General features: G+C 73.7%; 8 protein-coding genes. All 8 read left to right on the top strand.

Annotation, left to right across the window (positions count from 1 at the left end; all coding sequences use genetic code 11):
* Window positions 1-60: 60 nt before the first annotated feature.
* Window positions 61-672 carry a TetR/AcrR family transcriptional regulator gene (locus ACIRS4_RS13990; protein ID WP_404194565.1) on the top strand — a complete coding sequence of 204 codons (612 nt, stop codon included), beginning with the start codon at window positions 61-63 and terminating at the stop codon, window positions 670-672.
* Between the two features lie 331 nt (window positions 673-1,003).
* Window positions 1,004-2,167 carry a BTAD domain-containing putative transcriptional regulator gene (locus tag ACIRS4_RS13985; RefSeq protein ID WP_404194562.1) on the top strand — a complete coding sequence of 388 codons (1,164 nt, stop codon included), beginning with the start codon at window positions 1,004-1,006 and terminating at the stop codon, window positions 2,165-2,167.
* 612 nt (window positions 2,168-2,779) lie between these two features.
* Window positions 2,780-3,046, top strand: coding sequence for an acyl carrier protein (locus tag ACIRS4_RS13980; RefSeq protein WP_404194559.1), 267 nt, complete (start codon window positions 2,780-2,782; stop codon window positions 3,044-3,046).
* A gap of 759 nt (window positions 3,047-3,805) precedes the next feature.
* On the top strand, window positions 3,806-10,516 hold the full coding sequence (locus ACIRS4_RS13975) for an SDR family NAD(P)-dependent oxidoreductase (RefSeq protein WP_404194557.1): 6,711 nt from the start codon (window positions 3,806-3,808) through the stop codon (window positions 10,514-10,516).
* Window positions 10,517-10,618: 102 nt separating this feature from the next.
* The gene (locus tag ACIRS4_RS13970; protein ID WP_404194554.1) at window positions 10,619-18,430 is read left to right on the top strand and encodes a beta-ketoacyl synthase N-terminal-like domain-containing protein; all 7,812 of its coding nucleotides are present in this window, start codon (window positions 10,619-10,621) and stop codon (window positions 18,428-18,430) included.
* 43 nt (window positions 18,431-18,473) lie between these two features.
* Complete coding sequence (locus tag ACIRS4_RS13965; protein ID WP_404194551.1) at window positions 18,474-20,099, top strand: PfaD family polyunsaturated fatty acid/polyketide biosynthesis protein; 1,626 nt, start codon at window positions 18,474-18,476, stop codon at window positions 20,097-20,099.
* Window positions 20,096-21,796 (top strand): acyl-CoA dehydrogenase family protein, encoded by a 1,701-nt coding sequence (locus ACIRS4_RS13960; protein ID WP_404194548.1) that lies wholly within the window; start codon window positions 20,096-20,098, stop codon window positions 21,794-21,796. Before ACIRS4_RS13965 ends, ACIRS4_RS13960 begins: the two co-directional genes overlap by 4 nt.
* Before the next feature lie 11 nt (window positions 21,797-21,807).
* A complete protein-coding gene (locus ACIRS4_RS13955) occupies window positions 21,808-23,586 on the top strand; it encodes an acyl-CoA dehydrogenase family protein (RefSeq protein ID WP_404194545.1) in 1,779 nt (592 codons plus the stop codon).
* The last annotated feature ends 68 nt before the right edge of the window (window positions 23,587-23,654 follow it).

Here is a 23,654-nt window from a genome sequence, read left to right as displayed (position 1 = left end):
ACAGCGGCCTGACATGCTCTGACGGAATCATTGAAAACAGTGTTGCGATAACGTTGAGGGATGATGGCCAGGCCAAAGACACATGACGAAGCCCTCCGTCAGCGCCTGCTTCACCGAGCGGCCGCCACGGTCTTCGACCGTGGCCCGACGGCGTTGAGCCTGCGGCAGCTCGCGGCGGACGTGAAGACCTCCACCACCGCGGTCTACTCGCTGTTCGGCAACAAGGCAGGGCTGCTCGACAGCCTGCTCCAGGAGGCGGCCCGTCTGTTCGCGGCCCGCCTCGGCGCGGTGCAGGCGACACCCGACCCGGCCGACGACGTGATCCGCCTCGGTCTCGCCTACCGCGAGTACGCCGTCGCCAACCCGCACCTCTACGCGATCCTCTTCTCCGCCCGCGCCGGCGCCTTCGAGGCGATGGGCGAGCGAGAGGGCGAGGTGCTGGAGACCTACCAGCCGCTCGTCGACGCGGTGCGCCGGGGCCAGGCGGCCGGGCAGTTCACGACGGAGTGCGACCCCGAGGCCGTCGCGCTGTCGTGCTGGGCCACGGCGCACGGGCTCGTGTCGCTGGAACTCGCCGGCCACGAACCGCCCGGGGTCAGGACCGCCGACTGCTATGAGCGCACACTCGTGTCGGTCGTCGCGGGATGGGCGCCGGACCGGGTACCGGCGTGAGGGCGCCCGCGTGAGAGGGCACGGGGCGGCGTGAAAGGAGCCCGCACCCATTTCCCCGTTCGTCACCGGTGAGGTCAGAGAGTCGCCGTGTGCTTTCTGTGGCGCTGCAGGGGGCCGGCGAGGCGACTGTTCGCGGAAGTTCGTTTTCCGCCTCCTCGGTGACGTCGTGCGGCCGATTTCCAATGCTGCGCACTTGCCGCGTAATCCCCATACTTGAGCGGTCGTCGCCGTATAACCTCCGAACAGGGGGTTGGCGGACGTGCGTCGCTTCCGCGTCGTTCTGACAGCCGTGACGGTTGACAGAAAGCGATTGCGCCTGAAGGGCGGGGGTATGGCTGAGGGGAGTTGGGGAGATGTTCTGCGCAATGCCCGGATCCGAGCGCGGCTGACCCAGGACGAAGTGGCCCGGCGGGCCAGGATCAGCGTCAGGACCGTGCGTCACATCGAGGGCGGCCATGTCACTCCGCGTGCCGCCACGCTGGAGCGCATGTCCGAGGTGTTCGGCTACGACCTCGTCGACGGCGGTCGTGGGCCGGGGAGCTCCCGACTGCCCTGTGAGGTACGGGTGTTGGGGCCGATGTCGGTGCGGTGCGCGGGGCTGCCGGTCGACATGCCGCTGAAGCAGCGCGTGCTGCTCGGACTGCTGGCGGTCCAGCCCGACCAGGTCGTCGGCCACGAGGAGATCGCCGACGCGCTGTGGGGAGACGGCGCCCAGCCCGGCTGCCGGCACCTGGTGTACACCTACGTCGCGCGACTGCGCCGGCTCATCACGCCGCGCGAGGAACGGCAGGGGGTGGGCGGGCGCCGCATCCGCACCGTGCACGGCGGATACGTCCTGAACAGCCGGGGGATGGGACTCGACCTGTGCCGGTTCGACGAACGGGCGGCGCGGGCGGCCCGCGCGGCCGGCGCCGACCCGCCGGCCGCACTCGACCTCTACACGCAGGCGCTGGGCTGCTGGCAGGGTCGGCTCCTCCAGGACCTCCCCCAACTGCGGCAGCACCCCGCGGTGGTGCAGGGCGCGCAGCGGCACATCGACGTGGCCATCGACTTCGCCGACCTGGCGCTGAGCCTCGGCCGGCCGGCCCTCGTGCTGGACCAGCTCACCGTCGCCGCGTCGGAGGAGCCGCTGCACGAGGCGTTGCAGGCGCGGATCATGCTGGTCATGGCCGCCACCGGCCGCCGGGCGACCGCGTTGCGCCTCTTCGACGACCTGCGGCTGCGGCTGGGCAGGGAGCTCGGGGTGGAGCCGGGTGACGAGCTGCGGGGGGCGCGGCGGGCGATCCTGCGGGAGAGCGGGGCGGGGCGGCGTGATCCGGAGGCGTCCGAGGCCTCCCGGTCGTCCGGATCTGCGGGGCCTTCCGGCTCTCGTGGGTCTTCCGGACCCTCTGCGCCTTCCGCGTCTTCCGGGCTCTCCGCGTCTTCCGGGCCCGACGGTCCGTCCGTTGCTTCTGCCGCCTCGGGGGACGACGACAAGGTTTTGACGCGGCGGTAGGCCGGGTCCCTTCGGCGTGCTCGTCGGGTGGTTGAGCGGGGTTCTTTCGCGGTGGGCGACAGCTGCATTCCCCTTCCTTTTCCGCATTCGACCCAGTGGGTGCATGCGTGTGCTCCGGGGCCGCCTCCGCTTTCGGGCGTGTTCCTGTTCATGGATTCCTCTCGCTGTGTTCCGGCCGCCTTCGCGCGTTCACCGCGGATTTTCAGGTCGGCGCGGTGGAATTGCTCGTTCGGATGCCGTTGCGGGTGCGAGCGGGTGGGCTTTTCTTCGCGAGGGGCGAGCGTGCTGACACGGGCGCTGACAGCCTTGCGTGAGGCTGACGCGGGCGTCGGACTCTCGTGCGCCGCTCGCGGTCGCCGCAGCTCAGGGGTGGGGGCGGTGAGCGGCGCGGGCCGCCGGGCGGGGTCGTACGCGGTCATTTCCCCTGTGGGAAAGGGGAGTTCGGTTGCCCGGGGTGAGGTGTCGGCCTAGGTTCACAGCCTGCCGGCAGGGCCCGCGTCCGGGTCCGTCGCGGCCCCTGCTCGTGAATCCCTGTCTGCCGTGCGACGCGAACCGCGGATCCTTCGCGGTGCCCCGGCAGGCGTGCGACAAGCCGTTCGGAGAGGATCGCAAATGTTTAGGATTACGGCCGACGAAGCCCAGAAGTGGCTGATCGAGGAGATCGCCAAGCGTCTGGGCGTCGAACCGTCCGAGGTTCCGCCGGACCAGTACTTCGACGAACTCGACCTCGACAGCACTGCCGCACTGATCATCGCAGGCGAGATGGAGAGCTGGCTGGGCTTCGAGCTCGGCACCACCGCGCTCTGGTACCACCCGACCATCGAGGCCCTGTCGGCCCACATCGCCGAGGAGTGCGAACGCCGGGCGCCGGCGGCGTAGTGCGCGGACGCCGGGTGCGGGTGCCCCCGGCGACCGGACGGCTGCTCCCCGCGGAGTGCACGCAGGATCCCGGAACGCGCCAGGCGCCGGCGCGGGGCACGGTGCACTTGCCGATGCGCTCCGGGGCGTGAGCCCCTCGTCGGGCGGGCGTCTTCGGACAGCTCGTCCCGGTCAGGGAGTGGTGCCCCCGCGCGTGCTCGATCGCGGGCCGGGACCCCGGCCGGAGGGTGCGGCCTCCGGCTCGCCGGGACCCTGTTCCGGACACATGATCTGCCGGCGGGTACGGCACCGCGCGCCGGCGGTTGCCGTCGGCAGCGCAGGCCGGCGCCCGCCACGCGACCGTCCGGGAGCGCGACTCCTTCCGGGGCCCGCCGGGGGAGTGCCCGCCCTTCGTCGAGTGCTTGCCTCCGTCGAAAGCTCGTCCGTCGGGACCACCCTCGGGCGGGAGCCCCGCCGACGGGAGTTCGCCCGCCAGGAGCAGGCCGGGCGAAGCAGTCGCAGATACCGGTACGCCCGCCGGGAGCCCCCGCCGGTACGAACTCGCCCGGGGGAACCGTCCCCGGCGGAAGTGCCGGGAGCCCCGGCCGGAAGGGTCGGCAGCACCTCGGCGGGCCGCCCCTGCCGGGCGCCGCCGGCCGTCGTGTCACCGGTGTCGGAACCCCGGGTGTCGTGCCCGGCTCTCAGGGCCCGCGGTGCCGTGGGCCTCCGTATCGCGACCACATCGAAGTCCCTGTTCGCCCAGATCCAGAGAGACTTGCCGTGAACCCTTCGCAGGAATCCGACCTCGACCGTCGGCTCGCCCGGGACCCCATCGCCATCGTCGGCCTCTCCGCGCTCTACCCGAAGTCCAGCAATCTGCGGGAGTTCTGGGCGAACGTCGTCTCGGCCGCCGACTGCATCGACGACGTGCCCGCCGACCACTGGGACGTCGCCGAGCACTACGACCCCGACCCCACCGTCCCGGACAAGACGTACTCCACCCGTGGCGGCTTCATCCCCGACGTCCCCTTCAACCCCCTGGAGTTCGGCCTCCCGCCGAACACCCTGGAGGTCACGGACGTCCTCCAGCTGCTCAGCCTCGTCGTCGCCCGGGACCTGCTGAAGGACGCCGGCGCCGACCAGCCCTGGTACGACAAGTCCCGCACCGGCGTCGTCCTCGGCATCACAGGGGCCAACCAGCTCACCCAGCCGCTGACGGCCCGGCTGCAGAGCGGCGTGCTCAAGGAGGTCGTCCGCAGTTGCGGGCTGTCCGACCGGGACGCCGAGGAGATCGTCGCCAAGTTCCGCCTGGCGTACGCGCCGTGGGAGGAGAACTCCTTCCCCGGCATGCTCGGCAACGTCGTCGCCGGCCGCATCGCCAACCGGTTCGACCTCGGCGGCATCAACATGACGATCGACGCCGCCTGCGCCAGCTCCCTCGGCGCCGTGCGCACCGCCGTCAGCGAACTGCTGGAGCGCCGCGCCGACACCATGCTGGTCGGCGGCTGCGACGCCGAGAACACCATCTTCATGTACCTGTGCTTCAGCAAGACGCCCGCGCTGTCCAAGTCCGGCCGTATCCGGCCCTTCGACAAGAACGCCGACGGCACGCTCATCGGCGAGGGCATCGGCATGCTCGCCCTGCGCCGCCTGTCCGACGCCGAACGCGACGGCAACCAGATCTACGCCGTCCTGCGCGGCATCGGCACCTCCAGCGACGGTCGCTTCAAGTCCATCTACGCCCCCCGCAAGGAGGGCCAGATGGCCGCCCTGCGCCGCGCGTACGAGGACGCCGACTGCTCGCCCGCCAGCGTCGAGCTCTTCGAGGCGCACGGCACCGGCACCGCCGTCGGCGACGCCACCGAGCTCAGCGCCCTGTCCGCGGTGCTCTCCGAGGCCGCCGACACCACCCGGTACGCGGCCGTCGGCAGCGTCAAGTCGCAGATCGGGCACACCAAGGCGGCGGCCGGCGCGGCCGGCATGATCAAACTGGCGCTCGCGCTGCACCACAGGCTCCTGCCGCCCACCATCAACGTCGACGAGCCCAACCCCGCCATCGACTTCGCCTCGGGCCCGTTCTACGTCAACACCGAGGCCCGCCCCTGGATCCGCACCCCGGAGCGCCCCGAACGCCGGGCCGCCCTCTCCTCGTTCGGCTTCGGCGGCACCAACTTCCACATGGTGCTGGAGGAGTACGGCGACGGCGACGACGTACGCGTGACGCACCCCGTCGCCGCGGTCCACCTCTGGCACGCCCCCGACGCGGCCGCGCTGGCCGAGGCCCTCGCCTCCGGCGCACCCGCGACCGGCGGCCCCGCCCCCGAGGAGCACGCCCGCATCGCCTTCGTGGCCCGCACCGACGCCGAACTGGCAGACCTGCGCGAGCTGGCCCTGGGCGAGCTGCGCGCCCGGCCCGACGCGGAGTACTGGTCGCACCCCAAGGGCGTCCACTATCGCCGCCGCGCCGCCCGACTCGGCAAGGTCGCCGCGCTCTTCGCGGGACAGGGCAGCCAGTACGTCGGCCTCGGCCGGACCGCCGTCATGGCGCTGCCACCGCTGCGGGCCGCCTTCGACGCCGCGAACCGGCATTTCGAGGGCGCCGAGCCGTTGTCCCGCGTCGCTTTCCCGCCGCCCGTCTTCAGCGACGCCGAGCGGGCCGAACAGGAGACCGCGCTGCGCGCCACGGCCTATGCCCAGCCCGCCATCGGCGCGCTGTCCGCGGGGCAGTTCCGCTATCTGAGCGAACTCGGCTTCAGGGCGGAGGGGTTCCTCGGCCACAGCTTCGGCGAGCTGACCGCCCTGTGGGCCGCCGGCGCGCTCGACGACGAGGGGTTCTTCGCTCTGGCCCGAGCCCGCGGCCGGGCGATGGCCCCGCCGGAGCCCGGGTTCGACGCCGGCGCGATGGCCGCCGTCTTCGCCCCGGAGGAGCGCGTGAGCGAACTCCTCGTCGCGGGCGAGGACCTGGTGGTCTGCAACCGCAACGCGCCCGACCAGATCGTGGTCGGCGGCGCCACCGAGGCGGTCGACCACCTGGTCGCGCGGGCCGGTCGAGCCGGGCTGCGGGCGAGCCGGCTGCCCGTGTCGGCCGCGTTCCACACCCCGTACGTCGGCCACGCCGTGGAGGCGTTCCGCGCCGAAGTCGGACGGGTCGACGTGGGGCGGCCGCACGGGACCGTCTTCGCCAACACCCGGGGCGCGGTCTACGGCGACGACGTCACCGCCAACCGGGCCGTCCTCGCCGAACAGCTCATCCACGCCGTGGACTTCGCCACCCGCGTCGAGGAGATGTACGCCGCCGGACACCGGGTGTTCGTCGAGTTCGGGCCCAAGTCGGTGCTCACCCAGCTCGTCCGACGCGTCCTCGGCGACCGTGAGCACACCGTTCTCGCCCTGGACGCCGGGCCCGGAAAGGACGCGGACGTCGCCCTTAAGCAGGGGGTCGCCCGGCTCGCCGTCCTCGGCCTGCCGCTGGCCACCGCCGACCGTTATGCCGCCGCGCCGCTCGCGGCCGAGCCGGCCAAGGGCATGTCGATTCTCCTCAACGGCATCAACCACGTCTCGCCCGAACGGCGTGCCGCCTACCGGGACGCGATCGAGAACGGTTACCGGATCGCGGTGCCCTGGACGCCGGGAGCGTCGGCCGACGGGCCCGCCGACGGAGGCGGGAGAGCCGTCACGGCCCCGCTCCCGACCTCCGCGGCGAACGGCTCCGGCCTGCCGGCGGCCGGCTCCGGTTCGTCGGTGTCCGGGTCCCTTACGGCACCGGCTCTGCGTCCGGCGTCGCCCTCACCTGTGGTGTCCGCCCCCGTCGCCCCGGCGGCGGCCGTCCTCACCGAACCCGCCCCGGGTGAGGCCGGCACCACCGTCGCACCGACGCCGGCCTTGCCCGCGCGCTCCGCTCATCCCTCTCCTTCGCCCCTTCCCACCGCCATGGAGACACCCCACGTGGACAGTGACCGCTTGGCCGGTCTGGTGGCCGACCACCTCGCCCTGCACGACGACTACCTCAACAGCCAGCTCCAGAGCGCCGAGCGCCTCACCGGCCTGCTGGAGCGCGCCGCCGAGCAGGGCCGGCTCGGCCAGGTGCTCCCCGGCATCAACGCCGTGAAGGAACACGGCCTGGACATCGGGCGCAGCCACCTGCGGGCCAACGAGATCCTGCGCGACCTGGCCGCCCTGGAGCTGGGCGCGGCCGCCCCGGCTCCCGTCGCCCCCGCGCCGGCCCTGGCCCCGATCCGGCCGACCCGGCAGCCCGCCCTCCCGGCGCCGGCCGTCACCACGCCGACATCCCTGGCCCCTGCCCCGGCTCCCGCACCGGCCCTCGCCCCGGCTGCGGCCGTGGCGTCCGCCCCGGCTCCCGCCGTCGTCGCCTCCGCGGTGAGCGTCGCCGTCCCGTTGCCCGTCGCTGAGCCGGTGGGTGGGGATGTGGCGGGTGTGGAGGCGGTGCTGTTGGAGGTGGTGGGGCGGAAGACGGGTTATCCGGCTGAGATGTTGGATCTGGATCTGGACATCGAGGCGGATCTGGGGATCGATTCGATCAAGCGGGTCGAGATCATGGGGGTGATGCAGGAGCGTTTCGGTGGTGGTGTGGGTGCTGGTCCGGAGCAGTTGGCGGAGTTGCGGACGTTGCGTCACATCGTGGAGTTCGTGGCCGGTGGTGCTGCTGTCGCCGTCTCGTTGCCTGTCGCTGAGCCGGTGGGTGGGGATGTGGCGGGTGTGGAGGCGGTGCTGTTGGAGGTGGTGGGGCGGAAGACGGGTTATCCGGCTGAGATGTTGGATCTGGATCTGGACATCGAGGCGGATCTGGGGATCGATTCGATCAAGCGGGTCGAGATCATGGGGGTGATGCAGGAGCGTTTCGGTGGTGGTGTGGGTGCTGGTCCGGAGCAGTTGGCGGAGTTGCGGACGCTGCGTCACATCGTGGAGTTCATGACCGGTGGCGCTGCTCCCGCCGCTCCGCAGGACGGCTCGGCGCCGCTGACCGCCGACGCCCCGCAGAGCACCCCCGTGACCCGCAAGGGCATAGGCCGCGCCCAGGCCTCCCTCGTCGAACTGCCCACGCCCGACCTGCTCGTCGGCGCCTACCCGCAGGGGTCCGGCGCACTCGTCGTGGACGACGGGTCCGAGCTCGCGCCGGCGGTCGCCGCGGCGCTCCTCGAGTCGGGGCGGCACGTGCACGTGCTGCGGCTGCCCGGTGTGCCCCAGCGGATCGCCGGCGTCAAGGACCACGCCCTGTCCGGCTGGGGCGTGACGGAGCTCGCCGAGCGGGTCGAGGCGGCCCTCGCCGACCGGATCAGCCTCGTCGTCGACGTCACCGCCGCGCACCACGACGACTGGGCGGAGGCCACGCGACGCCTGGCGCACACGCTGCTCGTCGCCAAGCACACCGTCGAGCCGCTGACCGCCGCCGCCGGGACCGGCCGTGCCGCGTTCGTCACCGTCACCCGGCTCGACGGGACCTTCGGCCTCGGCGGAGTGAGCGAGCCGCTCGCCCCCGCCGCCGGGGTGACCGGCCTGGTCAAGACGCTCGCCGTGGAGGCCCCCCGGCTGTTCGGCCGGTCGGTCGACCTGGCCCCCGGACTCACGCCGGAGGCCGCCGCCGCCCTCGTCCTGGACGAGCTCCACGACGTCGTCACCGACATCGCGCAGGTCGGCCACGACGGCGCCCGCCGCGTCGGCCTGGGCCTCGCAGAGCAGCCGCCGGCCGCGACGGAGGCGACGGCGGCCGAGGTCCCCGACCTCACCTGTGACGATCTCCTCGTCGTCACCGGCGGCGGCCGCGGCATCACCGCCGCCTGCGTCACCGAACTCGCCCGGCGCCACCGTACGGGCCTGCTCCTGCTCGGCCGTACGCCGCTCGGGGACGAACCGGACTGGGCCCTGGGAGTCGAGGACGCCGGTCTCAAGGCCGCGGCCGCCGCGCACCTGAAGGCGGCGGGGGAGAAGCCCACCCCGAAGCGTGTGGAGCAGCTCTACGGCACGGTCGTCGGCGCCCGGGAGATCCACGCCACCCTGGCGGACGTCCGCGCAGCCGGCAGCACGGTGGAGTACCTCGCCGTCGACATCACCGACCCGGCCGCCACGGCCGCCGCGCTCGCCCCGTACAAGGAGCGCGTCACGGGCCTCGTGCACGGCGCGGGCGTCCTGGCCGACCAGCTCGTCGTCAACAAGAAGGCGTCCGAGATCGAGCGGGTCTTCGCGCCCAAGCTGACCGGTCTGCGCTCGGTCGCCGCCGCACTGGACGCCGAGAGGCTGCGGCACGTCGTCCTGTTCTCGTCGGTCGCCGGGTTCTTCGGCAACCGCGGACAGTCCGACTACGCGATGGCCAACGAGGTCCTCAACGCCTGGGCGTCCTCCTTCAAGCAGCGCCACCCCGCCGCCCGCGTCACCTCGCTCAACTGGGGCGCCTGGGACAGCGGCATGGTCTCGCCGCAGATCAAGGCGGTGTTCGAGGAACGCGGCATCACGCTGATACCGGTGGACACCGGAGCCCGGCTGTTCACCGAGCAGTTCTCGGCGGAGCGCTCCGCCGACGTGGTGACCGTGCTCGGCCCGACGACCCCGTTGTCCGAGCCCGAGCGGCCCGCCGCGACCGGCGCCGTCACCGTCGAGCGGTCGGTCGGCGCCCTGCCGGGCGATCCCATCGTGGCCGACCACGTCATCGGCGGAACCCCGGTGCTGCCGGCCGCCGTCGCGCTCGGCTGGGCGATCGGCGCGGTCGAGCGGACGGGAGCGGCCGAGCGGACCGGCGCCGCAGAAGTCCGGCACCTCCGCGACTTCTCCGTCCACAAGGGCGTCGTCTTCGACGGGACCCAGCCCGAGCGCCTCAGCCTCACGATGACCCCGGCGGGCGACACCGTCGAGGTCGCCATCCGGTCCACCGACGGCAAGGGCGCCGTACGACCGCACTACGCGGCCGTCGTCGCACCGGGCGCCGCTCCCGCCCCGGCCGCTCTCACCGGACTGCCCGCGCTCGGCTCCGGCCGCGACGCGGCGGGCCTGTACACCGACGGCACCCTCTTCCACGGACCGGCCCTGCAAGGGGTGCGCCGGGTGCTCGCCGAGACGGAGAGCCGCCTGGTCCTGGAGTGCGCGCTGCCCGAACTCAGCCCGGAGGGCGGTGCGTTCGCCGGCGCCCGGTACGCGCCCGGCACAGCCGACCTGCTGCTGCAGGCGGGTCTGGTCTGGGTGCGGCTGTTCCGCGGCACGGCCGGACTGCCCCTGGCGGCGGCCCGCGTCGACCTGCACAGCGCGCTGCCCGACGGTGAGCCGTTCCTCGTCGTCGTCGAACCGGCTGGATCGACCGAACCGGCCGGATCCGCCGAGCCGGGCGGCGGCGCCACCGCCGCGCTGACGATCACCGCCTGCGCCCCCGACGGGACGGTGCTGGCCCGGTTCGACGGCGTGCGCGTCGTCTCGGCCCCGCAACTGGCGGCCAAGTTCGTCAGCGCTTCCCCCGGCGACTTTGACGGCGGGTCCGTCCGCGGCTGACTCCGCTCCCCGTCCGACGCAAGCGATCGGGCCGGCCCGGACGGTTCCGCCCAGTGCCGACCGTCCGGGCCGGCCGCCCCCAGAAGGGACCCGAGAGCTCTCATGAGCAAGTACGCCATTGTTGGCCTCTCCTGCCTGTTCCCGGGAGCGGAGACGCCCGCCGAGTTCTGGCAGAACCTCCGTGCCGGCGTCGACAGCCGCCGGGAAGGGGGCGAGGAGGTGTTCGGCCCCCGGCCCGAGGCCCGGGACGCCGACCCTCAGCACGAGATCTACTGCGTCCGGGGCGGTTTCCTCACCGACTTCGCCTTCGACCCGAACGGCTACCTCCTCGACCCCGGCCGTCTCGCCGGACTCGACCGGCTCTTCCACTGGTCCCTGCACGTGGCCGGGGAAGCACTGCGGGACAGCGGTCACGCCGACCGCCCCGACACCCTGGCCCGCACCGGCCTCGTCCTCGGCAACTACTCCTTCCCCACACCCGCCTCGGCCCGGGTCAGCGTCCCACTGGTGCGGGAAGCGGTCCTCGAAGGGCTGCGGCAGGCCGGGCACCCGCCGCTCGGCGCCCTCGCGCACGCCGAGGACCGCATCGACCCGGCCCGGCTGCACCCCGAGGACCTGCGGGTCAGCGGTTCCCCGGCGTCCGTCGCCGCCACCGCCCTCGGCCTGGGCGGCCCGCGCTACGCCCTCGACGCGGCCTGCTCCTCGGCGCTGTACGCGCTCAAGCTGGCCTGCGACCACCTCGCCGCCGGACAGGCGGACCTGGTCCTCGCCGGCGGCGTCTGCGCGCCCGACCCCACCCTGATCCACCTGTCCTTCGGCGACCTCCAGGCGTATCCGCGCGACGGCTTCAGCCAGCCCTTCGACAGCCGCTCCGGCGGCATCCTCACCGGGCAGGGCGCGGGCATGGTCGCCGTCAGACGGCTGGCGGACGCGGTGCGCGACGGCGACCGCATCCACGCGGTCGTCGACGGCATCGGGCTCACCAACGACGGCAGCGGCCGCCACCTGCTGGTCCCGCAGGGCGACGGGCAGCTGAAGTCGTACGAACTCGCCTACGCGCAGGCCGGGATCGACCCGGCCGCCGTCGACTACCTGGAGTGCCACGCCACCGGCACGCCCATCGGGGACGCCACCGAGGCCCAGTCCGTGGCCGACTTCTTCGCCACCGCGGGGAAGGTCCCGCTGATCGGCTCGGTCAAGGGCAACATCGGGCACCTGCTCACCGTGGCCGGGCTCAGCAGCCTCATCAAGGTCGTGCTCGCCATGGGCAACGGGCACATCCCGCCGACGATCGGCGTCGAGCGGCCCATCCGCTCCAAGGACGGGCGGGTCGGCGAGGAGGCCATGGTCCGCGCCGGCCGTGACTGGCCGCGCGGCGCGGGGCCGCGCCGCGCGGCGGTCTCCGCCTTCGGCTTCGGCGGCACCAACGCCCATGTGATCCTCTCCGAACACCGGGACGCCGAGTCCGCGCCTCCCGCCGGGGAGCCGTCCGCCGCCGTGCCCGCGCTCGACATCGTCGGGCTCGGCGCGCACTTCGGGGCGTTCGACTCCCTCGACGCGTACGAGCGCGCCGTGCACGCCGGGCGCGACGCGCTGGCGCCGCTGCCCGAGCGGCGCTGGCGCGGGCTCGACCGGACCCGGAACGGCTCACTGGAGCACGGCGCCGGCGTCACCCCCGACGCGCTGCCGCACGGCGCGTTCGTCGACGGGCTCGGCATCGACCCCATGGACCTCAAGATCCCGCCCGCGGACCTGCGGACCTACAACCTCCAGCACGCCCTCGCCATCAAGGTCGCCGACGAGGCGCTGCACGACGCCGGGTTCAGCCGGGCCGTGCCCAAGGGACGGACCGCGCCCCCGCCGCGCCGCGTCGCCGTCGTCGTCGCCATGGAGATGGAGCCGACGACCCACCTGCGGATCACCCGCCACGGCCTCGGCGCGTTCGTGCGCCAGGAGTTCGAGCGGGCCGGCGTACGCGTCGACGAGGCGGAACTCGCCCGGCTCACGGCCGTCGGGCGGGACGCCGTGGTCGACCCGATCGTGGCCAACGAGGTGCTCAGCTACATCGGCAACGTCATGGCCAGCCGCATCTCCTCGCTGTGGAACCTCACCGGCCCGTCCTTCACCGTCTCCTCCGATGCCTCCGGCACCGCCGAGGCCCTCCAGGTCGCGCGGCTGCTGCTGCTCGACCCCGGGATCGAAGCCGTCCTGGTCGGCGCCGTGGACCTGGCCGGCTCCGCCGAGAACCTGCTGCTGCGCCCGGACGTCGTCGCCGAGGCCGGACTGACCTTCGGCGAGGGCCGACGGGGCCGTCGTGTCGGCGAGGGTGCCGGAGCGGTCGTCGTCACCCGGCCCGGTGAGTCGACCACGCCGGTGTACGCGCGGCTGGACGCGGTCGCGATCCGGTACGCCCCGCCGGTCGACGGCACGGCGCCCGAGGCGGACGCGGAGACCTACACGGCCGCCGCCGAGGAGGCGTTCGCCGCCGCCGGCGTCACCGCCGCCGACATCGGCTATGTGGAGGCGCACGCCGGCGGAACCGACGCCCAGGACCGGGCCGAGATCGCCGCTCTGGCGCGCCTCCACCCGGCCGCCGGCGGCCGGCGGGTGGCGCTCGGCAGCGCAAAGGCGCAGATCGGCGACACGGGCTGCGCGGCGACCATGGCCGGGCTCATCCGGTCGGTGCTCTGCCTGCACCACGGCTATCTGCCCGGTACCCCGCAGTGGAGCCGCCCGGACGCCTCGCTCGCCGAGGAGTTCGCCGCCTCCGGGCTGTACGTCCCGGACGCCTCACGGCCGTGGCTGCGCACCGCCGGGGGCGCCCGCCGGCACGCGGCCGTCGCCTTCATCGGGGCCTCCGGCGCGCACGGGCACCTGGTGCTGTCCGCCGACGCCACGCGCGGCGCGGTCGTGCCGCACGACTGGCAGCGGGCCGGCGGGCCGGTGGTCCTGCCGCTGTCCGCCGGCTCCTTCGACGGGCTGCTCGCCGAGGTCGCCCGCCACCGCGACCTGCTCGCCGACGGCGGCGACCCCTACGCCCTCGCCCGGGACGCCGCCCGGCTGCTGCCGGGCCGCGGCCTGCGGGTGGTGCTCGTCGGCCGGGACCGCGAAGAACTGCGCGCGCAGCTCGACCTCGCGGTGCGGGGGCTGCCCACCGCGCACGCCTCCGGCGGCGAGTGGGCGACGCCCGCCGGGAGCTGCTTCACTGCGCGGCCCATCGGGCCCGACGGCAAGGTGGCGCTGGTCTACCCGGGAGCCTTCAACTCCTACCCCGGACTCGGCCAGGACCTCTTCCGCGCCTTCCCGCGCCTGCTCGACGCGTTCGAGGACATGGCCGACGAGCCGGAGCGGCACCTGCGGGCCGCCGCGCTGTATCCGCGCACCCAAAGCGTCCTGGGGCGCAGGGAGTTGATGGCGTTCGAGGCCGGGCTGTCCGAGGACATCCCGTTCATGCTCGCCACCGGCACCAGCTTCGCGATCCTCTACACCGACCTCGTCCGCGAGGTGCTCGGCATCGGCGCCCACGGGGGGTTCGGCTACAGCCTCGGCGAGTCGAGCATGCTCTTCGCCACCCGGGGCTGGCGGCCGGACAGCCGCGACGACGCACTGATCAGCGGCACGCCGATCTTCAAGGACCGGCTGTGCGGTCCGCGGCGCACGGTCCGCGAGGCGTGGGGCCTGGCCGACGGTGTCCCCGACGAGGGGGTCTGGGCGAGCCAGGTCCTGCTCACCGACGCGGAGTCCGTACGGGCCGTGCTGCCCCGCTACGACCGGGTCCACCTCACCCACGTCAACACGCCCGGCGAGCTGGTCGTCGCCGGGGACCCGGCGCAGTGCCGCGCGCTCATCGAGGAACTCGGCTGCCCGGCCGCGCGCTCGCCCGTCAACGCGGTGATGCACTGCCCGGTCGTGGACGCCGAGTTCGACGGGCTCGCGGGCCTGAACGACTATCCGACGGGGTCCTTCGGCGACCTGGAACTGTTCAGCGCCTACGACTACGACGTGCTGCCCGCGGGCCTGGGCCGCGGCGAGATCGCGCGCCGCATCGCGACCACGCTGCGGTCGCCGATCGACTTCCCCCGGCTGGTCGGCGCCGCGTACGAGCGGGGGTTCCGCTACTTCATCGAGGCGGGTCCCAGCGCCACCTGCGCCCGCTGGATCCGCGACACGCTCGGCGACGCGCCGCATGTGGCCGCTCCGATCGACCGTCGGGGCGTCCCCACGACGAAGTCCCTCGCCCAGCTGGCGGCCCGCCTCACCGCCCACGGACTCGACCTGAACCTCGCCCCCCTGCTGGCTCCGCCGGCCGAACGGGTCCCGCCCCGCCCGGCCCGTCCCACGCCTTTCCGAGTGGGCGGAGCACCTCCTGCCCCCACCCGCATAGCCCGCGAACTCACCACCCGCACGCCCGCGGCCGACGCCCCACCCGGCCACTCCGTCCCCACACCGGCCGCACCCGCGCCCCTGACGGGCGCGCCCCTCCAGGGCTCGCCGGCGGGAGCGCGTGTGCCCGCCCCGGGGGCTCCGGTGGCCCGGGCGCCGCGAGCCGCGGGGCCCGCGGCCGCCGTCCGCGCCGTGTCCGGGGGCCCGGCCCTCGCGGGCTCGTCCGACGCCGGGTGGGGCGCCCACGGTTCGGCCGCGGCCACGCAGACCGATGCCCTGGTCGGCCCCGGGCCCGCCGGCGGCTCGGCGACACCGCTGTCCACCGCCGCGGACGTCCCGCCCGCGGCCGTCGGCCCCATCACGTCCGGTGTTCCGGCCGGCGGCCCGGTGTCGAGGGCCGCGATGCCTTCGGCCTCCGGCGGGTCGGTGACATCGTCGGCCGGGCCCGGAGCGGTCGGTGGGCCGGGTGTCGGCTCCGACGCCGGGGGAGGGGCCGCCCGCCGGACCACCGCCCCGTCCACGCCCTCCGTTCCCGCCTCGCCTCCCGCCCCTACCGCCCCTTCCGTGACGTCCGCCTCTTCCTCGTCCGTACCGCCGGAGGACTCCGTTCTCATGCCTGCAGACCCGACCCTCGCCGATGCCGAGGTCATAGCCTTCGACGGCACTCCCCTCTCCTACCTGCCCTGGGCGCCGACCGGGCCGGCCCCCGCCGCCCCCGCGGCCCCGGCTCCGCAGGCCGCGCCCGAGCCCGCGCCCGCTCCCGCCGGCGGAGGGGACCCGGCGGGCGCCGCCTCCGATCTCGTCCGCGAGATACGCCGGCAGATGCTGTCCACCCACTCGGTCGTGATGGAGACCCAGCACATCCTTCAGTCGGCGACGCTCAGCCGGGTCGAGGCGCTGCTGGACGGGGCGGCGGCGGAAGCCACCGCGCAGGTCGGGCAGCAGCAGCGCCCCGCCCTCCCCGCCGCCTCCGCCGAGCAGTCCGCCGCCTCGCGCACCCGGCTCGACGCGCCCGCAGCGCGGCCGGCCGACGCCGCTCACCCCGCTCTGCCCCCCTCCGCCCCCGCATCGCGGTCGGACGCACCCGCCCACCTCCCGGTCGCCGCCGCGCCCACGCCACAAGCCGTCGGCTCCCGTCCGGCCGGCGTCATCTGGGGCGAGGAGGAGCTCCTGGAATTCGCCGTCGGGTCCGTCGCCAAGGTGTTCGGGCCGGAGTTCGGGGTCATCGACGGGTACGCCAAGCGCGTGCGGCTGCCCGCCCCGCCGTACCACTTCGTCAGTCGCGTCACCGCGCTCGAAGGCGTCACCGGCGAGTTCAAGCCCGCCACCATCACCACGGAGTACGACATCCCGGAGGACGCCTGGTACGCCGTCGACGGCGGCGCGCCCCCCGCCGTCACCGTCGAGGCCGGCCAGTGCGACCTGCTGCTCGTCAGCTACCTCGGGATCGACTTCCGCAACAAGGGCGAGCGCGTCTACCGCCTGCTGGACAGCACCCTGATCTTCCGCGGCGACCTGCCCCGCGTGGGCCAGACCCTGCGGTACGACATCTCCATCGACCGCTTCGTCCACCAGGGCGACACCACCCTCTTCTTCTTCAGCTACAAGTGCTACGCCGACGGCGAGCTGATCCTCGAACTCCACGACGCCTGCGCCGGCTTCTTCAGCCAGGCCGAACTCGACACCCCGCTCGGCGTGGTGATGACGGACAAGGAGAAGGCCGAGCGGGCCGCCCTGCCCAAGGGGTACTTCAAGCCGCTCGCCCACACCGCGAAGAACCGGCTGACCGCCGAGGATCTGGAACTGCTCGCCCAGGGACGGCCCGGGGACGTCTTCGGCCCGGACCACGCCCAGGACCCGGGGATCAACCCCGCGCTGCGCCTGCCGGACGCCAGGCTGCGGATGATCGACGAGGTCGACATCGACCGCAAGGGCGGCCCCCGCGGTCTCGGCAAGATCAGCGCCGTCAAGCGGCTGGAGCCGGACGCCTGGTACTTCACCTGCCACTTCCCCGACGACCACGTCCTCGCGGGCTCCCTGGTCGCCGAGGGAGCCGTCCAGCTGCTGCAGATCTACCTGATGCACCAGGGGCTGCACCTGACGCTCCCCGACGCCCGCTTCCAGTGCGTGACCGACACCCCCATCGAGGTCCAGGTCCGCGGCCAGATCACCCAGGCCTGCCGGGAGATCCGCTACGAGGTCGAGGTCATGGAGCTCACCCTCCTGCCCCGCGCCACCGTCATCGCCGACGTCCTCATCTACCTCGGCGACAAGCCGGTGGTCCGGATGAAGAACCTCGGCCTCCAGGTGCGGGAGAAGGAGGGGACGCCGTACCGCCCCGAAGTCGGCGGCGTCCCGCGCTTCCTCGGCCGCCGCAACCGCGACGGCGAACCCGCGATGATCAACGAACTGCACCTCGCGCACGCCGCCAAGGGCCTCCTCGACATGGCGATGGGCCCGGAGTTCGAGGTCTACCGCGACAGCCGCGCCCCCTACATCCCCAACGGGGCCTTCCAGTTCGTCGACCGCGTCATGTCCCTGAAGGGCACCCGCGGCGACCTCTCGCCCGGCGCGGAGATGGTCACCGAGTACGACTCCCCGGCCGACGCCTGGTACTACGAGCAGAACGCGTACCCGCACATGCCGAACTGCGTGTACATGGAGAGCTCGCTGCAGGCCGCGATCTTCCTCGGCTACTACCTCGGCGCCACCCTGAAGAACCCCGACGAGCAGTACGCCATCCGCAACCTCGACGGCCGCGCCACCCTCGTCAAGGACGTCGACCTGCGCGGCAAGACGATCCGGCACCGCTCCGAACTGCTGATGACCAGCGCCGTGCAGGGCGCGGTGCTGCAGAACTTCCGCTACGAACTCTCCGCGGACGGCGAGGTGTTCTACACCGGCGAGTCCCTCTTCGGCTACTTCAGCGATGCGGCCCTCGCCAACCAGGTCGGCCTCGACAACGGCCGGTACACGGCCCCGTGGATCGAGGCCGAGCAGCCGGCCGCCGCCCGCGTGCGCCGTATCGAACTGCCCGCAGGAGCACCGGCGTTCACCGACCCGGCCGGCGGCCATCTGCGCCTGCCCGGTGAAAACTTCGCGCTCGTCGACCACGTCGACCTGGTCGCCGACGGCGGCCGGCACGGCCGCGGCTACCTGCACGGCCGCCGGGAGATCCGCCCCGACGAGTGGTACTTCGACTGCCACTTCCACCGCGACCCGGTGATGCCCGGATCGCTCGGCGTCGAGGCGGTGCTGCAGGCCCTGCGCCTGTTCGTCTTGGAGGAGAACCTCGCCGACGGCGTCGAGCGGCCCCGCTTCGCCATGGCCACCGACGTGGAGACGTCCTGGAAGTACCGCGGGCAGATCCTGCGCCACGACAAGGAGCTCTTCTTCGACGTGCACGTCAAGGAGGTCCGCCGGGAGGAGGGCCGGCTGCTGGTCGTCGCGGACGCCGACCTGTGGAAGCCGGGCCTGCGCATCTACGAACTGACCGACGTGGCCGTCGAGGTCCGCTCCGCCGGCGAGTGACGGCCCGCCCACCCCGCCGCTCAGCCAAGGAGCTTCGTTTCCCATGACCCTTCGCGACACCCCTCTCCGGTGGTACGGAGAGCGGTATCCCAGCACGGACCCGGCCGGCATCTATGACGCCCTGGCCGATCTGGACCGGCCCTGTTTCATCACCGCCACCCCCGAGGGCATCGGCGCCGTCTCCGGAGGCTTCGCCACCGCCGAGGGCGACGGCCTGCCGCTGCTCGCCGCAGCCCAGCCACTGCTCCCCGAACGCCTCGGCTCGGCCGCCTTCCGCGCCGCGCACGGCGTCGCCCAGCCCTACATGGCGGGCGCGATGGCCGGCGGGATCGCCTCCGCCGACATGGTCGTCGCCCTCGCCCGGGAGGGCTTCCTCGCCTCCTTCGGCGCGGCCGGACTGCTTCCGGAGCACATCGAGCGGGCGCTCGCCCGCTTCGCCGCCGAGATCCCCGGACTGCCGTACGCCGTCAACCTGATCCACAGCCCCAGCGAGGACCGGCTGGAGAGGGAGGCCGTCGACCTGTTCCTGCGGCACGGTGTGCGCTGCGTGGAGGCGTCCGCGTACCTGGACCTCACCGCCCACGTGGTGCGCTACCGGCTGGCCGGGCTGCGCCGCGGCCCCGACGGCCGGGCCGTCGCCGAGAACCGGGTCGTCGCCAAGGTCTCCCGGGCCGAGACCGCCGAGCGGTTCATGCGCCCCGCCCCGGCCGCCCTGGTCAGCGCCCTGCTGGAGCAGGGCCTGATCACCACGGAACAGGCCGCGCTCGCCCACCACGTGCCGCTCGCCGACGACATCACCGTGGAGGCGGACTCCGGCGGCCACACCGACCGGCGCCCGCTGCCCGCGCTGCTGCCGACCCTGCTGCGGCTGCGCGACACCGTGCAGCGCGAGTTCCGCTACGCCGTACCCGTACGGGTCGGCGCGGGCGGCGGCCTCGGCACCCCGGCCGCGGTGGCCGCCGCCTTCGCGATGGGCGCCGCCTACGTGGTCACCGGCTCGGTCAACCAGTCCTGTCTGGAGTCCGGCGCCTCCGCCAGGGCGAAGGCGATGCTCGCCGAGGCCGGCATCGCCGACTGCGAGATGGCCCCGGCGGCCGACATGTTCGAGATGGGGGTGGAACTCCAGGTGCTGAAGAAGGGCACGTTCTTCCCCATGCGGGCCAAGCGCCTGTACGAGCTCTACCAGACCTGCGACGGCCTGGAGACGATCCCGCCGGCCGACCGGGCCCGGCTGGAGCAGCAGATCTTCCGGCGGTCCCTGGACGACGTCTGGCGGGACTGCGTCACCTACTTCAGCCGCCGCGACCCGGAACAGCTGGAACGCGCCGCCGGCAACCCCAAACGCCGTATGGCGCTGGTCTTCCGCTGGTACCTGGGCATGGCCTCGCGCTGGGCGGTCACCGGCGACGAGGAGCGCGCCCTCGACTACCAGATCTGGTGCGGCCCCGCGATGGGCAGCTTCAACGACTGGGTGACCGGCAGCTACCTCAAGACGCCGGGCAACCGCCGGGTCGCCGACGTGGCCCACCACCTGATGCGCGGCGCCGCCTTCCACACCCGGCTGGCCCAGCTGCGGACCGCCGGGGTGCACATCCCGCCGTCCGCCGCCGACTACCGGCCGGTGCCGCTGGAGAGCCCGGCGCCCGGAACCTCGGTGGGGCTGCGATGAGCCCGCTGACGCCCGAGGAACTGGAGGAGCGGCTCGGCGACCCCGCCGACGAGGCCAACCCGTACGGCTTCGCCGCCGCCGTCGCCCGCGACGAGCGGGAGGAGTTCCCCGAGGAGCTGTGCGCGGAGCTGGTCCGCGCCGGGTTCCACCTCAACTACCTGCCCGCGCGGTGGGGCGGCGCGTTCGAGTCCTTCGACCGCAGTCTGACCCTGGTGCGCTCCGCCGCCCGCCGCGACGTCAACGTCATGCCCGGCACGATGTTCAGCATCATCGCCGCCACCTGCCTCCAGCTGCACGGCAGCGAGGAGCAGCAGCGGCGGGCGGCGCGGATCCTGCGCGGCGGGGGCGCGGTGGCGTTCGCGCTGACCGAGGCCGCGCACGGCAGCGACCTGCTCGCGGGCGAGGTGCGGCTCGGCCCCGACGGGCTGCTGAGCGGCGAGAAGTGGATGGTGGGCCTCGGACTGCGCTGCGAGGCGGTGTACGTGGTGGCCCGCACCGGCGAACGCGGCCCGGCCGCCTTCTCCGCGGTCCTGCTGGAGACGGCGGACGTGCCGGAAGGCCGCCTGGAGCGGGTGCCCGCACCCCGCACGGGCGGCATGCGTGGCATCGACCTCGCCTCCTTGCGCTTCCACGACGTCCAGGTGCCCCCAAAGGCGCTGGTCGGCAAGGAGGGCGAGGGGCTGGAGGCCGCGGTCAAGGCCCAGCAGGCGGTGCGGCTGATGAGCATGGCCGGCAGCCTGGGCATCGCCGACACCGCGGTCCGCCTGGCCCTGGACTTCGCCGACGAGCGGCGCGTCGGCCGTGACGCCCTCGCCGACACCCCTTACGCACGGCGGGAGTTGGCGGTCGCGTCGGCGGCGCTGCTGGCGGCCGACGCGGTGGCGCTGAGCGCCGCCCGCGGGGTGCACGTGGCGCCGGAGGCGTTCAGCGTGTGGGCGCTCGCCGCCAAGCACGTCGTCGCCGAGGCCGCCGACGACCTCATCCGGCGCTGCGGCACGGTCCTCGCCACCCGCTCGGTGCTGCGCGAGCGAGCGCCGGGGGCCGGGCTGTTCCAGAAGCTCCAGCGCGACTCGGCGGTGGTCCGGGTGATCGACGCCAGCACTCTGTCCAACCTGCGCTCCTACGCCGGGCAGCTGCCCACCCTCACCGAGGGCGGCGGCCGACCGGACCCGGCCGCCGTTCGGACCGTGTTCACCCTCGACGCCGAGCTGCCGCCGTACGACCCCGCCCGGCTCGACCTGTTCGCCCGCGGCGCCGACCCGGTCCTCGCCGCGCTCCCGGAGGCCGTGGGCGTGGCGGAGGGGCTCGGGGAGACCGGCGTCCTCGTACGGCGGCTCGCCGACGCGGCGGCCGGGCTGGGCGAGCTGACCCGGGCCGCGCGCCGGCCCGGCGCCGACCCGAACGCGCTGGTCGACACCGCCGAGCGGTACGCGTGGCTGCACGCCGCCGCGTGCTGCCTCCACCTGTGGCGGGCCGGCCGCGACCGGTCCCTGTACGGGGCCGAGCCGGGCGACCCGGGCTGGCTCGGCGCCGTCCTCGGCTACCTGCTGGCGAGGGCCGACGGCGTCGACCCGCGCCGCCACGGGGACCTGATGACCCCCGCGCTCGACGCCGTGCGCGCCCTGCGGGACACGGGCCGGCTCTTCACCGCCCGGCCCGTGCGCCTGGCCGGCGCCCCCCATCCGACAGCCCGTTAGGAGCGCTACTCATGTCCAAGGCCGAACTCGTCGCCCTGGCCGCCGAACTGGAGCGGTACCTCGGCGACCCGTACGACGCAGGCAGCCGGATGTCCTTCGCCCGGGTCCTCGAGAGCGACGAGCGCGAGGAGTACCCGCACTCCTTCGTCAACCAGCTACGCCGCTTCGGCGTCCACGAGTACTCGCTGCCGGCCGCCCAGGGCGGACGGGCCGGCGACGTGCAGACCGGGTTCAACCTGATGCGCCTCGTCGCCCGCCGCGACCCGACCACCGCCACCGCCCTCGTCATCACCAACCTCGCCTTCATGCCGGTGTGGATCGCCGGCACCGACGAGCAGAAGCAACGGCTCATCGCCGACTTCAGGCACGGCGGCGGACTGTCGTGGGGACTGTCCGAACGCGACCACGGCAGCGACCTGCTCGCCAACGAGACCGTCGCCGAGAAGGTCGACGGCGGCTACCTCCTCACCGGCGAGAAGTGGCTGATCGGCAACGCGACCGTCGCCGGCCGGATGGCCGTCTTCGCCCGCACCGGCAAGCGCGGCGGACCGGCCGCCCACTCCGTCTTCGTCCTCGACAAGGACACGGCCGCGCCGGACACGATCGAGGAGCTTCCCGGCGAGCCCCTGCACGGGCTGCGCGCCCTCGACCTGAGCGGGGTGCGCCTGAAAGGCGCGTTCGTCCCGGACGAGTGGCGGATCGGCGGCGAAGGGCAGGGCCTGGAGATCGCCCTCAAGGCCAGCCAGGCCATGCGCGCCGTCATCAGCAGCCTGGCTCTCGCCGCCGTCGACACCACCTTGCGGGTCAACCTCGACTTCACCGAGAACCGCATGCTGTTCGGCGGCGCCGTCAGCGACGTCCCCTACACCCGGCGCCAGCTGACCGAGGCGTTCGCCGACCTGATGGTGGCCGACGCGGTGAGCCTCGGCGCCTCCCGCGGTCTGCAGGCCGCCCCCGAACAGGTCAGCGTCGTGTCCTCGGTCGCCAAGTACCTGCTCCCCACGCTGCTGGAGAAGAGCATGGCGGAGCTGAACACGGTCCTGGGCGCCCGGATGTTCCTGCGCGGACAGGCCCACTTCTCGATGCACCAGAAGATGCTGCGCGACCTGCTGGTGACCAACTTCGCCGACGGCAACACCGTGGTGAACCTGCGCAATCTCGGCCACCAGCTCGGCGGTCTGCTCACCACGATCACCACGGGCGCCCCCGAGGGCGACGCACGGGCCGCCGAGCGCGTCGCCGTCCTCTTCGGCATGGACCGCGATCTGCCCGGCTACGAGCCCTGGAAGCAGGAGCTGTTCAGCCGCGGCCTCGACGACGCCGTACAGGCCGCGCCCGACGGCCTGGTCCGGCTGCGCGCCCTGGCCGCCGCCGCCAAGGGCGCCGAGCGCGACCGGCTGGGCCTCGCCGCCGACGCCGCCGAGGAACTCCTCGACCGCGTGTGGCCGCTCGCCGACCGCGCCGCCGCCCTCAAGGCCTCCCTGGGCCGGGCGTACGCACAGTCCCCCGAACTGTTCGACATGGCCAAGGAGTACTGCCTGCTGCACGCCGCCGCCGCGTGCGTGCACACCTTCGTGCACTCGCACGAGGTGCTGGACGATCCGCTGCCCAGCGGGGCGCTCCTCCTGCTCCAGATGGAACGGCTGCGCCGGCAGGTGTGGCCGCACGAGTTCATCACCGACCAGAGCGTCGTCGACGAGGTGATGCAGGTGCTGCGCCACCTCCATCGCGACAACCGCCTGTTCTCCCACTGGCAGTTTCCCCTCGCGGAACGCGCCGACGAACTGTAGGGCGGACCGCGAACGCGGTGCCCGACTGCCGCCCCCCGACCCGCACCCGACCCCGACCGCCGAGGAGC

Origin of the sequence: Streptomyces sp. NPDC101166, from assembly GCF_044768125.1 — a bacterium.
Taxonomy (GTDB): Bacteria; Actinomycetota; Actinomycetes; order Streptomycetales; family Streptomycetaceae; genus Streptomyces.
This window is presented reverse-complemented; position numbering and strand designations above follow the sequence as displayed.